A 13,143-nucleotide genomic window follows, 5' to 3' on the forward strand; every position below is an offset into this window, starting at 1 on the left:
CACAAGCGGGTGCAACAGACGGGATCAGTGTATTCTATGGAAGTGCCCGACACGTCGGCCCACGGGGACGTGGCATCTGGCGGCACCATCATTCACCGCAAGGCAAAAGCGGGCCGGGCCGAGCATCAGTCGCGCGCGGTGTCGCTCGCCAAGGCGCTTCGGCTCACACTTGCCCGCGTTGCGGACGAAATGCTCGACATGGCGATGGCATTGATCGCGATTCGCACCGAAACGGTTTCGGGCGACGATCTGGCCGACCGCCTGTCCGATCCGGGCCTCCTGATGCTGCTCGACGGGCCCGCACGGGCCCGGGCTGGCACGATCCTCGATCCCGCGCTCGTGGGGGCGCTCATTCAGCAGCAGACCATGGGCAAGGTTCTCAAGGACACGGGCGAGGGCGAGCGCACCCTCACCCAGACCGATGCCGCCATTTGTGCGCCATTTCTCGATGCGCTTCTCGCGCGCGCTGCGCCCCTTCCGGAAAAGCCGGGGGACAGAAAGCTGATCGAAGGCTATGCGTACGGTGCCTGGATCGAGGATGCGCGCATGCTCGCTATGTCGCTCGATTTGCCGAGCTATGAACTGGTGGACCTAAGCGTCGATATCGCGGGCGGAGTCCGCCAGGGCCGTATCCTGTTCTGCTTGCCGAAGCCCGACCATGTGGATCAGGTGGAACAGCAGGGCACGGCGGCCCCGGACAACGAAAGCCTCGCGCCACGGGTTGCACCGTCCGACGCACTGGTCGAGACGATTCAAAACCTCAATGCGGAACTGCGGATCAGTCTCGCGCGCATCCGAATGCCGCTGAAACGGCTTGGCGCGCTCGAGGTCGGGAGCGTGCTGGAGATCGGAAACGCGCGTTTCGATGATGTGCGGGTGCAAACCATCACCGGCCAGACAGTGCGGCGCGGAACGCTTGGTCAGGTCGACGGGCAGCGCGCGGTACAGGTGCAGCATGCACCGAGAGCCGAGGCGCCCTTCGACCGGCGTGCCGCGGACCGCGACGCGCTGGATACCCCGGAACTGGGCGAGATGGGCATGCCTCTTTCCGACAGGGCTCCCGAAACCGCGGCAGAAGCGCCCGCGCCGCTGCCGGACCTGTCGGATCTGCAAGGAGACGGGGATCAGGCGGACACGGCAATGCCTGACATGGCTGACCTGCCGGATCTGGATGATCTTCCGGACTTGCCCGACATGTCGGACCTGCCGGATCTCGACATGGATTTACGTCAGCGTAACGCGGGCTAGCCCTGTCAGCCGAAGGGCTGGTTCAACACGTGCCGGATATTCCCGATGTCATAGCCAGCTTCGCGGGCTGCCGCGACGATCTTGTCCGCGTCCATGTTCCCTGCCTGCCCAAGCGCCCAGGCGATGGTGGAGCGTGTGCCGGACGCACAATAGGCCAGAACCGTATCTTCGGTATCGGCACCCAATTCGCGGTTTCTGGCGATCACCTCCGGCACCATGGTCTGATGGGTCAGCGGCTGTTCAACAAAGCTGATACCTGCTGCCTCTGCCGCCGCGCGGATGGCCTCCGCCGAATGGCTTGGCGGCACTTCCGGGTCCGGGCGGTTGCACAGGATACGGGTGATCCCGGCGGCGCGCAGCGCTTCCATATCGCCCGGATCGATCTGCGGGCTGACGAAATAGCGGGGGGTGAGCTGTCGAAGGTCCATCCGGCAGGATTACGAAAGCGCTTCGGTCCTGTCCAGCGCGGAACGGCTCTCAGAGCCGGTTGATCGGCACTTTCAGCATCACCTTGCCGTCCTTGTCGGCAGGCGGCATGTGACCCGCGCGCATGTTGACCTGTAGCGACGGCAAGATAAGCTTGGGCATGCCCAGGGTCGCGTCGCGGGTCTGGCGCAGATCGACGAAGGATTGCTCATCCTTGCCGCCGCCCAAGTGGACGTTGGCGGCCTTCTGCGCGCCCACGGTCGTCTCCCAGGCGTATTGGTCGCGGCCCGGCGCCTTGTAGTCGTGACCCACGAAGATGCGCGTGTCATCGGGCAGGGAAAGGATGCGCTGGATCGACCGCCAGAGGTCGTTGGCCGAGCCGCCGGGGAAATCGCAGCGCGCGGTGCCGAAATCCGGCATGAACAGCGTATCCCCGACGAAGGCTGCGTCGCCGATCACATACGTAAGGCAGGCGGGCGTATGACCCGGCGTGTGCATCACATCCGCGCGCATCTGCCCGATGTGGAAACTGTCACCGTCCTTGAAGAGCGCGTCGAACTGGCTGCCGTCGCGTTGGAAATCGGTGCCCTCGTTGAAGATCTTGCCAAAGGTGTCCTGCACGGTCGTGATGTGCGATCCGATCCCGATCTTGCCGCCCAGCTTTTCCTGAAGATAGGGCGCGGCGGACAGATGGTCCGCATGCACATGGCTTTCCAGTATCCACTGTGTGTTGAGCCCCTTATCGGTGACAAAGGCGATGATCCGGTCGGCCGAGGCGGTATCGGTCCGTCCGGCGAACTGGTCGAAGTCCAACACGGAATCGATGATCGCGCAGGCCGAGCCTTCGGGGTCCTGGACCACGTAGCTCACCGTGTTCGTGGCGTCGTCGAAGAACGCGGTCACGATGGGCGAGGGGACGGAAAGGGTCTGTGTCATGCGGGCCTCCTTGAGCTTAGGCTGAAACTAGCGGCTGCGCGCCGCCTGGCCAAGAGCGCAGGATGTCGCGTTGGTATCGCTCAGGCGATGAAAATACCCACAATTACAAGCATCAGACCGATGGTCGACAGGAAGAGCGCGCCCAGGTTCAGGGGCAGGGCGGATTGCAGGACCTTGCGCATCTCCGCATCGTCCAGCTTGGCACGTTTTGCCTTGCTCACGCGCAGGATCACCCAGATCAGCCCGATAAGCCCCAGAAGGGCAATGGCCGCACCGGACCAGATCACGATCGAAGCAAGTGAGAGGCTTTCGTTTTCCATGGCGCAGGGCTACGCGATCCGCGATTGCGGGGCAAGGGCACCTTGCAGGTGGGGCACGGCGCGGGTAGTCAGGCCCGAGGCAAACCCATTCCCAGCAGCAGGACAAATCAGATGAGCGATCAGGCCACGAACCCGGAAGTGATTGAGACCGCAGGCGATGCAACCTACCGCGTGACCGCCAACGAGTTGCGCCAGTTCGTCGAGCGGATCGAACGTCTGGACGCCGAAAAGAAAGACCTCGCCGAGCAGCAGAAAGAGGTCATGGCCGAGGCCAAGGCGCGCGGCTATGACACCAAGGTCTTGCGCAAGGTGATCGCGCTCAGAAAGCGCGACGCCGACGACATCGCCGAGGAAGAGGCGGTACTGGAAATGTACAAGGAAGCGCTCGGGATGTAACGGGCCGGTGTACGGGCGGTGTACGCCCGGTGTACACTTTGTGACATTCGAAAATCCGGGCCCGAAGGGCCCTTGCACCTTGGGGCGCACGTCAATAGAAGGATGCAAATTTTCACCCGCGCGCACCCTCGCGCGGCTTATTTCTATGGAGCACACATGCAGGTCAACGAGACGCTGAACGAAGGTCTGAAACGCGGCTACGCGATCACCCTGACCGCCGCCGAACTGGACGCCAAGGTCAACGAGAAACTGGCCGAAGCCCAGCCCGAGGTTGAGATGAAGGGCTTCCGCAAGGGCAAGGTGCCGATGGCGCTGTTGAAGAAGCAATTCGGTCAGCGCGTGATGGGCGAAGCGATGCAGGAAAGCATCGACGGCGCGATGAACAAGCACTTCGAAGACAGCGGCGACCGCCCCGCGATGCAGCCCGAGGTCAAGATGACCAACGAGGACTGGAAAGAGGGCGACGATGTCGAGGTCGAGATGACCTACGAGAAGCTGCCCGAGATCCCCGAGCTAGACCTTTCGAAGATCAAGTTGGAGAAGATGGTCGTCAAGGCCGAGGATGCGGCGATCCAGGAAGCGCTTGAAAACCTTGCGGAAAATGCGCAGGACTTCAAAGCGCGCAAGAAGGGCTCCAAGGCCAAGGACGGCGATCAGGTCGTCATGGACTTCGTCGGCAAGGTCGGTGGTGAAGCCTTCGAGGGTGGCTCTGCCGAGGATTTCCCGCTGGTGCTGGGTTCCGGCAACTTCATCCCGGGTTTCGAGGAACAGCTGGTCGGCGTGAAAGCAGGCGAGGAAAAGACCGTCACCGTGACCTTCCCCGAGCAGTACCAGGCCGAGCATCTGGCGGGCAAGGAGGCGACCTTTGATTGCACGATCAAGGAAGTGAAAGAGCCCGTCGCCGCCGAGATCAACGACGAGCTCGCCACCAAGTTCGGTGCCGAGGACCTGGCCGCGCTGAAATCCCAGATCGCCGAGCACCTGGAAGCCGAATACGCCGGTGCGGCCCGCGCGGTGATGAAGCGTGCGCTGCTCGACGAGCTGGACAAGATGGTCGATTTCGACCTGCCCCCCTCGCTGGTCGAGGCCGAGGCCAAGCAGATCGCCCACCAGCTCTGGCACGAGGACAACCCCGACGTTCAGGGCCACGATCACCCCGAGATCGAAACCACCGAAGAACATCAGAAGCTGGCCACGCGCCGCGTCCGCCTGGGGCTGCTGCTGGCCGAGATCGGTCAGAAGGCCGAGGTTGAGGTGTCTGACGCCGAAATGACGCAGGCGATCATGGCGCAGGCGCGTCAGTATCCGGGTCAGGAGCGTCAGTTCTTTGAATTCGTTCAGCAAAACCAGCAGATGCAGCAGCAGCTGCGCGCACCGCTGTTCGAGGATAAGGTGATCGACCACATCGCCGAGCAGACGAAGGTGAAGGACAAGGAAGTCTCCAAAGACGACCTGCAGAAAGCAGTCGAGGCGCTGGAAGACGCCGACTGAACCTTGTCTCAGGGGACAGGGAAGGGGCCGCGCCGCTCGGCGCGGCCCTTTTTCATGCGGTCATGCCGAGGTAGAGGCTGTAGCCCGCAAAGGCGCAGAGCAGACTGCCGCCTTCGGAACGGCCGATCCGCCAACCGGTGCGCGCAAAGACCATCAGGGCGAACGCCGCCGCCATCATCACCCAGATATCGACGCCCGCAAATCGGGCGGGAATGTCCAGCGGGGCGACAATTGCCGTGACGCCGAGAATGCCCAGGATGTTGAAGATATTGCTGCCGATGATGTTCCCGAAGGCAAGATCGCTCTGACCGCGACGGGCCGCGATGAGGGAAGTGACAAGCTCCGGGAGAGAGGTGCCGATGGCGACGATCGTGAGGCCGATCACCGCCTCGCTGACCTCGAGCGCGCGGGCAAGGTCGGTCGCTCCGATGACCAGCAGACGCGCCGCGAAGATGGTCAGCGCAAGACCGCCGAGCGTGAGCGCCAAGGCAACCCAGAGCGGTCGACGCGGGCTGTCTGGCAGCCCGTCCGTCATTGGCTCTGCGCTGCCGGGCCGAAGAGCGAAGATGATATAGCCCGCTAGTCCCAGCAAAAAGATGATGCCCGTATTTCTGGAGAGCACTCCCACCTGCACGAGGCCTACCAGCGCGAGGCTGGCCAGGATCATCACGGCGCCATCCCGGCGCAGGCTCTCCCGCGATACCGCCAACGGCGCGATGATCGCGGTGAGGCCGAGGATCAGGAGGATGTTAGCGATGTTGCTGCCGATCACGTTCCCGACCGCAATGCCCGGTGCGCCGAGAAGGGCGGCCTGAACGCTGGTGACCAGCTCAGGCGTGGAGGTGCCGAAGCCGACCAATGTCAGGCCGATCACGAGCGGGGAGACGCGCATCCGCTGCGCGATATAGACGGCCCCACGCACCAGCGTTTCGCCGCCAAGCATCAGGCCGACGAAACCGGCCAGAATGAAAAGGATTGATGTCACGAAGAACCTCAGTCTTGTCGCTGCGGACCCTCAGGAAATCCGGGGTCAGGCGCGACAGGTCTGAGATCGGTATCGCGGACGGGGCCTTCAAGCCCCGTCCGGAGTTAATTCTGATCAGCCTGCAAGTTCATCCGCCATCTCGTGATTGCGGTCGCGGTGGCCTGCCTCATCCGCGCGGACGTGGATAATCACGTCGCGCAGGCGCGCATCCGGGGCAAGCTTCCAGTAGTCGATGGCCAATTGCGGCGCGGGCACATTCTCGACCTCGCCCGCGTCCACCTGTGCGAGGTACTGGGTGTAGCTGATGACCGCCTCTTCTTCGAGATAGGCCACGACGCGGTGGGCGGTGCGCGGGGCGAAAAGGTAGAGGAAGAAGTAGAAGTTGTAGAAGATCGCCTGACCCAACATGATGATCAGCCGTTCGAGCCGCGACGGCTCTGCGATCTTGATGAAGGTCATCAGGTGCATCCGTTCGTTCTCGGCCTCGTCCAAAAGCTCCCTGATCCAGCCCTGGTCCTCGCGAATATGACGCAAGGCCTTGAGGTGCTGCAGCAGACCACCGACCATTCCCGGCACGGCGGCAACGGTTTCGAGCACGACCGCGCGGTGGCCATAGCGCTTTGCAAAGAAGGAGTCGGCGAAGAACCGCATGATCTTCACGGTGCGCAGGGCAATCCGGTCCCGCATGTCGGCGGGCGGGCGGTGCACGATGAGGTCTCCGTCGTGGCGGTATTCCATGTCGAACATTTCTATCCCCTAATAAACTACTCAGGAAATGGGGTGTGGGACGGGACTGGCAAGACGATGCGACAATTTGTGCGGAAGGTGCACATTCTTTGTCACCGCCTGTGATTGCAGGAATTCTTGCGGCCGATGTCAGGCGATCCGGCTGGCCGACAAGGAAACCGCAAAGGTGAATAGAATTCACCCTTCGTGTTGTGAACGGTTGCCGTGTTCAAGCAAGAACGCGGCGCCATCAAGGGGTGCATGGGTCAAATGCCTACTATGCAAATGATCCGACCCTCATTGAGGAGGCCGCATCACTGGTTCCTCAACCCCGTCTCGACCAGCATGCCGCGCCGCTTCGCTTCGTAGTAATAGCCGCGGGCGTACCATTTGATCGCCGTTGCATGGTCGCCATCGGACAGCAGCCAGGCGCCGCGCAGGTATTTCAGCGCGTATTTCAGGTTGGTGTCTGCGTCAAGAAGATCGGCGGGCTGCCCGTCAAATCCCATGCTGCGCGCGGTGGCGGGCAGGATTTGCAGAAGGCCGTAGTAGGGGCCGTTGCGGGCTTGCGGATTGTGGGTGCTTTCGCGGATTGCGAGGCGGTGCACTAGTTCAGGGGGCAGCTCGTAGTGGTCGGACCAGTAGTTGATCTGTGCGCGCAACTCAGGCGTTTCGTTGGGATGAAGTGGCGGCCAGGCGAGGGTGGGAGGGCTGACAGGGGCGGCACTGCATGCACTGATGGACATTGCGCAAAGCGCGGGAAGGGCCAGACGGCGAAGCTGCTGAAGCATTGGGAAGCCATGGAACGTTTTGACTGGTCGGGACCCTACCGGGGATTGCCACGTCAGCAAGATGGCTTGGATGCGGTTGAGCGGCGTGCCGCCGAAAACGCGGAACGCCGCGCGGATTTCCGCGCGGCGTCCTAAATGCTGTGGCCGGATCGGCAGGCTCAGCGGCCTGCCGTGTCTTCCTGATCGCCGGAAAGCTGCTCGTCGAGCTCCGCTTTCTCCTGCACGGCGGGTGCGCCGGTGGCTTGCTCGACTTCGGTTTCCAGCTCGTCAAGCTGGGCTGCGCCGATGTCTTCGAAGAGTTCCTGAATCTCGAATTCGGCTGCTGCCTCCTCCTCGGCGGCGAGTTCCTGGATGGACTTGCCGGAGGCTTGCAGTTCGGCCTCTTCGGGGGAACGGGCGACGTTCAGCTCGATTTCGGCATCGACCTCGGGGTGCAGGACGATCTGCACCTTGTGCAGGCCCAGTTCCTTGATCGGTGCGGTCAACACGACCTGCTTGCGGTCGATGGTGAAGCCGCCCTCGGTCGCTGCCTCGGCCGCGTCACGGGTGGTGACGGAACCGTAGAGCGCGCCGCCGTCGGAGGCGGAGCGAATCACAATGAACTGCTGGCCGTTCAGCTTCTCGGCCAGTTTGTCGGCCTCTTTCTTGGTCTCGAGGTTGTCGGCCTCGAGCTGTGCCTTGCGGGCCTCGAAGGCTTCGACGTTGGCCTTGGAGGCCGACAGCGCCTTGCCCTGGGGCAGCAGGAAGTTGCGGGCGTAGCCGGGTTTCACATCGACCACTTCGCCCATCTGGCCCAGCTTGGCCACACGTTCCAGAAGGATAACTTGCATGATGCTTACTCCTTACTTGACGGCGTAGGGGAGCAGGGCGAGGAAGCGGGCGCGTTTGATGGCGCGCGCGAGTTCACGCTGCTTCTTGGCCGAGACGGCGGTGATGCGGGACGGGACGATCTTGCCGCGCTCGGAGATGTAGCGCTGGAGCAGACGGACGTCCTTGTAGTCGATCGCGGGTGCGTTGTCGCCCGAGAAGGGGCAGACCTTGCGGCGACGGAAAAATGGTTTTGCGGCCATTGGTTATATCCTTTTCTTCAAGCGTTGGATCAACGGCGCTCGCGGCGGTCGGACCGCTCGTCGCGCTTTTGCATCTGGACGGAGGGCAGCTCTTTGTGCTCGTCCACCTTGATGGTCAGAACCCGCATGACGTCGTCGTGCAGACGCATCAGGCGCTCCATCTCCTGCACGGCGGGGGCCGGTGCATCGGAACGCAGGAAGGCATAGTGCCCCTTGCGGTTCTTGTTGATCTTGTAGGCCATGGTCTTCACACCCCAGTACTCGTGGTCGACCATCTTGCCGCCGTTGTCGGCGAGGACGGTTCCGAAGTGTTCGATAAGGCCTTCAGCTTGCGTGTTGGACAGGTCCTGACGCGCAATCATGACATGCTCGTAGAGTGGCATGCGTACTCCTACTTCTATCAAGGCGCATTTCATAGGCAGGGCGATATGCCTTTGCGGCCCCACCACGAGAGACTGCGCGGTTCAACGTGTTTGCAAAGGAAGCGCCGATATACACGGTTTGGCGCGCGGGGCAAGGGGCCGCGCGCCAATGGGTCTCAGGCAGGTGCGGTGAAGAGCCCGCGCCGCAGGTTCAGTGCCCTGGCACTTTGCATCAGCACCAGAAGGGTGAGCGCGGCCATCAGCACTTCAGCGACGGGACCGGCCAGCCAGACGCCCTTCTCTCCCCAGAAAACCGGCAGGACAAAGGTGAGCGGCAGGGCGAAGGCATAGGGTTTCGTCAACCCAAGGATCGCCGCCCGCGAGGCGTTACCGATGGCCTGGAAGTAGGTCGCGATGATGATCATCGGCCCGGCAAGCCAGAGCATCAGCACCATCAGCGGCAGGATGCGAGAGAGTTCGGCGACGACGGCGGGGTCGTCCACGAATTGCCTGCCGATCACGCCCGGAAAGGCGGTCAGAAGGATCTGCGCCGCTGCACAATAGAGGAACGACACGGCGATTCCGATGCGGAGGCTCTGATCGGAACGCTGCCAGGCTTGGGCGCCGTAGTTGTTGCCGACGATGGATTGCAGCGCATGGGTCAGGCCAAGCAGCGGCAGAAACATGAAGGTCAGAACCCGCGTCACCATGCCATAGGCGGAGACCGTTGTTTCGTACCCCGGCACGTCGATGATCTGAAGCGCGGCGATCACGGCGGTCGTGCCGAGCGCGATGCCGATGAAATTCAGGCTTTGCGGCGCGCCGAGCGCCAAGACGCGCGACCAGCCGTGGCCCAGGAACTGCGGACGCAGGTCGCCAGGATGCAGTTCCGCGCGGCCAGCCATACGGTAACCGACGATGATCGCCAGGGCGAGCAGCTGGGCCAGTGCAGTCCCGTAGGCAGACCCGGCGACGCCCATGCCAAGAAGGGCGATCAGGACGTAGTTGAAGCCGATGTTGGACAGCGAGACCAGAAGGCTCATCGCGGCCATGAAGCCGACGCGCCCTTCGTTGCGCAAGGCGTCCGAGTTCACCGCCAGCACAAAGGCCAGGGGCGACATGAAAGCGGTGATCGCAAGGTAAGTCTGGGCCATGGTCGCGAGCGGCACCGAGCCGGAGGCGAGTGCCAGCGTCAGCGGGCCACCGACCAGCAGATAACCCAGGATCAAGAGCGCGCTGACGAAGAGCGCCATGCCATGCGCGCCCGCAAAGGTCGCGCGGGCCGCCTGCATGTCACGCGCGCCGAGATGACGGGCAAGGATGCTCGACATGCCGTTCGACACCAGCGTCGCGAGGGCCACGATCAGCATGTAGAGCGGAAAGATCAGGGTCACGGCCCCGAGCGCCTCGGGACCGACGTAGCGGCCCAGAAAGATCGCGTCGACGACCGTCAGAAGCCCGTTCATGCTCATCACGAAGATGATCGGCAGGGCCGTTTGGGCAAATATCAGGCCAAGGGGGCCTTGGGTGAAGGAATTGGGTTGGGACATCTCTAACCTCGTTTCAGATGTTCCGCATTCTCGAAAGGGGCTCGCGTTGACCTGTCTGGCGGGACATTTGAGAGGGTCATTAGAGGTTTCGGCACTTCACCATGGGAAAACCCTGCGAGCGGCTGGTGGCCGGACCATGATCGCAGGGCTAAGCGGAAACGCAGCGGAGCGCAATACCCCCATCGGAGAAGGAGCGCCGAAGCCACTACCGACACGGGAAAGCCCTGACATCGTCCCGGCACTGTCCGATGCTCGCCGCCTTTTGGTCGTCTTTCTACAGCAATCCTTAAGAATCGGAGAAGCCGAGGACCAACGAGATGAGTATGACAGGGACATACGCAAGTCGGGGCGCCCCGACGCGCACGCCGGTACGGATGGCGGATGGCTACCGCATGATCGTCCGGGGCGTGCAGAGGTTGCTTGGCGCGTCCCTCGCGCTTGCTGCCCTGGGTCTCTGGTTCGCCCCGGGTGCAAGCTGGGAAAGCGACGTGATGCTGTTCAAGCTGATCCTTTCGCTGACGGCCATCTTTGCGGCTGTGGGATTGTTGAGTGCGAGCAGCAGGCCCGCGCCCCCCGAAATCGAAATCGACATCCGGCGCCGTCAAGTCCGCCTCGTGCGGCGGCCACGGGGCGCGGCGCCCGTTCTGCTCCAGCGCTGTGATTTCAACGAATTGTCCAGTGCGGAGCGGGAGGGCTCGATCGTCCGCCTCTGGGACAGCGCCGGGGTCCTGCTGGCAGAGATTTCATTGACCGAGCCGGAAACGATGTCCGAGCTGGTCGCGGGTTTGCGCGAAGAGGGGAAGCTCGCGTAAACCGAGAACACGATTTCGCGATGATGCGGCGCTCCGACAGCTATCGGGGCGCTTTTTTTCTGAGCAAATCCATAATGTTCAAAAACGCGCAGACCCTGTTGATCGGTGCCGAGTTGTCAAAGCGGAGGTTCGGGCCAGATACAACCCATGTTTGAAACTCCAAAGGAGATACTTCCGATGAAAACGACGATCCTCGCCGCCGCCCTTGCCCTTGGTGCCACTGGTGCCTTCGCGGCTGAAAAGTACGTGCTCGACTCCAGCCATTCGCAGGTTGTCTTCAACTACAACCACCTCGGTTTTTCCACCACCTACGGCATGTTCTCGGGCTTTGAAGGCGAGATCATGTTCGACGAGGAAAACCCCGCTGCGTCCACCGTAAATGTGTCCATGCCCGTGATGTCGATGTTCACCGGCTGGGAACAGCGCGAGGCGCATTTCATGTCGGGTGACTTCTTTGGGGCCGAGGAAGGCGATATGGTCACCTTTACCTCGACCGGGATCGAAGTGACGGGCGACGGTACCGCGCTGATCACCGGCGATCTGACCATGAACGACGTGACAAAGTCGGTCGTTCTGGAAACCACGCTGAACAAGATCGGCGATCACCCGATGGCGGGCAAGCCCTGGATGGGCTTTGACGCCACCACCACGCTGAAGCGTTCGGATTTCAACCTTGGTATGTTCGCCCCGGCGGTGAGCGACGAGGTGAACGTGATGATCTCGATCGAGGCGATGAAGGCCGACGACAGCCAGAGCTGATCTGGTCGGATTGAGAAAGAAGGCCCGTCACCGTGGTGGCGGGCCTTTTTGTTTGCGTCATTCCACGCCGCGCGTTGCGGTCAGGCGGATGGCGACGCGGACATCGAAGGCGAGGGAGGCTTCGTCGCCCACGTTGTTGCCGATGTTGAAGTCGCGGCGGTCCAGTGTGAGGTCAGCGCGCATCTCGGAGTTTCCGTCCTTGAGGGCAAGGTTGAAGGGCATGGTCAGAGGGACCGTCATGTCCTTGATGCGCAGGGTGCCGACGGCCTCGTAGCCGTCCGATGTGTGGCGGATGATCGCGTCGAAAACTGCCGTTGCGTGGTTTTGGGCGTCGAAGAAGTCGGCCCCCATGGCCTGTTGTGTGACGGAACCCAGCGTGAGGGACGGGATGGCGATGGTGGTGGTCACGGTGCCGACCTCGCCGATGTCGATGGTTTCGTCGAAGGTGATGGCCGAGGTCCATTCGGCGAAGCTGCCCGTGACCTCGTTGCCGAACTGGACAACGGTGATTTCGATTGTGCCATCCTCCACGGTCCATTCGGAGGAGACCTCTTCGAGCGCCACGTCGACCAGTGGCTCCTTTTCGGAGGCGAGGGCGAGGCCCGCGCCGAGGGCCACGGCGGCGGCCCAGATCGCGGCAGCGGCAAGCGCGGGTTTCGTGTGGGCGGGTTGCGCGGGGAGCGGGGCGACCGTGGGGCGTCCGGGCAGCATGCGGCGCAGCGTGGGATCACGATCGATGAGGTGGTGTTTGAGGGCACCGGCGATGTGCAGCAAGATCGCGGCGATCAGCACCTTCGTGGCAATGCCGTGGATGCCGGAAAAGACATGCTCGACCGCAACGGATTTCGGGACGAGCGGCAGGCCTTGTCCAAGGGGCCACCAGATCGGGGCGAAGCCTTCGGCGGCGGCGTGGGAAATCCAGCCCGATAGCGGCACGATCACAAGGGCGGCGTAGAGCAGCCAGTGGACGACTTCGGCGGCGAGGCTTTCGAGTTTCCGCTCGGCGTTCAGCAGGCCGGGCTTGGGCTGGGTGAGCGCCCAGAGGATGCGAAGTACTGCCACGAAGAAGGCGGTCACACCGAGCGTCTTGTGGAGCGAGAAAAGCCAGGCCTTGCGGGCAAGTTCCGCGTCGGTCTGGTAGGGAAGCTCTTCGGCGTACCATCCGAGCGGGATCAGCGTGAGGATCAGAAGGGCCGTCAGCCAGTGGAACGTCTTGGTAACGCCGCCGTAGTGCGACGAGGTGTTGGAAAGGGCCATTGCCTGCTCCTTGT

Annotated in this window: 17 protein-coding genes; 6 read left to right on the forward strand and 11 right to left on the reverse strand. The window is 62.6% G+C overall.

What is annotated here, in order from left to right; all coding sequences use genetic code 11:
* Positions 1 to 36: 36 nt before the first annotated feature.
* The gene (locus AB2B41_RS02850) at positions 37 to 1,248 is read left to right on the forward strand and encodes a FliM/FliN family flagellar motor switch protein (protein ID WP_367876540.1); all 1,212 of its coding nucleotides are present in this window, start codon (positions 37 to 39) and stop codon (positions 1,246 to 1,248) included.
* A gap of 5 nt (positions 1,249 to 1,253) precedes the next feature.
* Here the strand turns inward: AB2B41_RS02850 and AB2B41_RS02855 are convergent, their stop codons facing one another.
* From AB2B41_RS02855 to AB2B41_RS02865, 3 genes are all read right to left on the reverse strand, one after another.
* Positions 1,254 to 1,676 carry a protein tyrosine phosphatase family protein gene (locus AB2B41_RS02855; RefSeq protein WP_367876233.1) on the reverse strand — a complete coding sequence of 141 codons (423 nt, stop codon included), beginning with the start codon at positions 1,674 to 1,676 and terminating at the stop codon, positions 1,254 to 1,256.
* Positions 1,677 to 1,725: 49 nt separating this feature from the next.
* Positions 1,726 to 2,610, reverse strand: a complete 885-nt coding sequence (locus tag AB2B41_RS02860) for an MBL fold metallo-hydrolase (RefSeq protein WP_367876234.1) — start codon at positions 2,608 to 2,610, stop codon at positions 1,726 to 1,728.
* Positions 2,611 to 2,690: 80 nt separating this feature from the next.
* Complete coding sequence (locus AB2B41_RS02865; protein ID WP_367876235.1) at positions 2,691 to 2,930, reverse strand: hypothetical protein; 240 nt, start codon at positions 2,928 to 2,930, stop codon at positions 2,691 to 2,693.
* A 111-nt stretch (positions 2,931 to 3,041) separates the two neighbouring features.
* On the opposite strand from AB2B41_RS02865, the gene AB2B41_RS02870 reads away from it, so the two are divergent.
* Entirely contained in the window at positions 3,042 to 3,326 is a 285-nt protein-coding gene (locus AB2B41_RS02870; RefSeq protein WP_367876236.1) for a DUF2312 domain-containing protein, read from the forward strand.
* A gap of 156 nt (positions 3,327 to 3,482) precedes the next feature.
* Positions 3,483 to 4,817 (forward strand): trigger factor, encoded by a 1,335-nt coding sequence (tig, locus tag AB2B41_RS02875; protein WP_367876237.1) that lies wholly within the window; start codon positions 3,483 to 3,485, stop codon positions 4,815 to 4,817.
* A gap of 52 nt (positions 4,818 to 4,869) precedes the next feature.
* On the opposite strand, the gene AB2B41_RS02880 is transcribed toward tig, so the two are convergent.
* The 3 genes from AB2B41_RS02880 to AB2B41_RS02890 all read right to left on the reverse strand — a co-directional run bounded on the left by AB2B41_RS02880 (position 4,870) and on the right by AB2B41_RS02890 (position 7,274).
* Complete coding sequence (locus tag AB2B41_RS02880; protein ID WP_367876238.1) at positions 4,870 to 5,802, reverse strand: calcium/sodium antiporter; 933 nt, start codon at positions 5,800 to 5,802, stop codon at positions 4,870 to 4,872.
* A 114-nt stretch (positions 5,803 to 5,916) separates the two neighbouring features.
* A complete protein-coding gene (locus tag AB2B41_RS02885; RefSeq protein WP_367876239.1) occupies positions 5,917 to 6,549 on the reverse strand; it encodes an alternative oxidase in 633 nt (210 codons plus the stop codon).
* Between the two features lie 293 nt (positions 6,550 to 6,842).
* Positions 6,843 to 7,274: a transglycosylase SLT domain-containing protein gene (locus AB2B41_RS02890; protein ID WP_367876240.1), complete on the reverse strand. Its 432-nt coding sequence runs from the start codon at positions 7,272 to 7,274 to the stop codon at positions 6,843 to 6,845.
* Between the two features lie 54 nt (positions 7,275 to 7,328).
* Between AB2B41_RS02890 and AB2B41_RS02895 the strand changes: the two genes are divergently transcribed.
* Positions 7,329 to 7,454, forward strand: coding sequence for a hypothetical protein (locus AB2B41_RS02895; RefSeq protein WP_367876241.1), 126 nt, complete (start codon positions 7,329 to 7,331; stop codon positions 7,452 to 7,454).
* A 23-nt stretch (positions 7,455 to 7,477) separates the two neighbouring features.
* Here AB2B41_RS02895 and rplI read toward each other — a convergent pair whose 3' ends face one another.
* The 4 genes from rplI to AB2B41_RS02915 form a co-directional block, all read right to left on the reverse strand.
* Positions 7,478 to 8,149 carry a 50S ribosomal protein L9 gene (rplI, locus tag AB2B41_RS02900; RefSeq protein WP_367876242.1) on the reverse strand — a complete coding sequence of 224 codons (672 nt, stop codon included), beginning with the start codon at positions 8,147 to 8,149 and terminating at the stop codon, positions 7,478 to 7,480.
* A gap of 12 nt (positions 8,150 to 8,161) precedes the next feature.
* Positions 8,162 to 8,389, reverse strand: coding sequence for a 30S ribosomal protein S18 (rpsR, locus tag AB2B41_RS02905; protein ID WP_367876243.1), 228 nt, complete (start codon positions 8,387 to 8,389; stop codon positions 8,162 to 8,164).
* Between the two features lie 29 nt (positions 8,390 to 8,418).
* Complete coding sequence (rpsF, locus tag AB2B41_RS02910) at positions 8,419 to 8,772, reverse strand: 30S ribosomal protein S6 (protein WP_367876244.1); 354 nt, start codon at positions 8,770 to 8,772, stop codon at positions 8,419 to 8,421.
* Positions 8,773 to 8,927: 155 nt separating this feature from the next.
* Positions 8,928 to 10,301 carry an MATE family efflux transporter gene (locus AB2B41_RS02915; protein ID WP_367876245.1) on the reverse strand — a complete coding sequence of 458 codons (1,374 nt, stop codon included), beginning with the start codon at positions 10,299 to 10,301 and terminating at the stop codon, positions 8,928 to 8,930.
* A gap of 317 nt (positions 10,302 to 10,618) precedes the next feature.
* On the opposite strand from AB2B41_RS02915, the gene AB2B41_RS02920 reads away from it, so the two are divergent.
* Positions 10,619 to 11,113, forward strand: a complete 495-nt coding sequence (locus tag AB2B41_RS02920) for a hypothetical protein (protein ID WP_367876246.1) — start codon at positions 10,619 to 10,621, stop codon at positions 11,111 to 11,113.
* A gap of 177 nt (positions 11,114 to 11,290) precedes the next feature.
* Positions 11,291 to 11,872, forward strand: coding sequence for a YceI family protein (locus AB2B41_RS02925; RefSeq protein ID WP_367876247.1), 582 nt, complete (start codon positions 11,291 to 11,293; stop codon positions 11,870 to 11,872).
* Positions 11,873 to 11,929: 57 nt separating this feature from the next.
* Here AB2B41_RS02925 and AB2B41_RS02930 read toward each other — a convergent pair whose 3' ends face one another.
* Positions 11,930 to 13,129: a cytochrome b/b6 domain-containing protein gene (locus AB2B41_RS02930; protein ID WP_367876248.1), complete on the reverse strand. Its 1,200-nt coding sequence runs from the start codon at positions 13,127 to 13,129 to the stop codon at positions 11,930 to 11,932.
* Positions 13,130 to 13,143 lie beyond the last annotated feature (14 nt).

Origin of the sequence: Sulfitobacter sediminis (assembly GCF_040811725.1) — a bacterium.
GTDB classification, from domain to species: domain Bacteria; phylum Pseudomonadota; class Alphaproteobacteria; order Rhodobacterales; family Rhodobacteraceae; genus Sulfitobacter; species Sulfitobacter sediminis.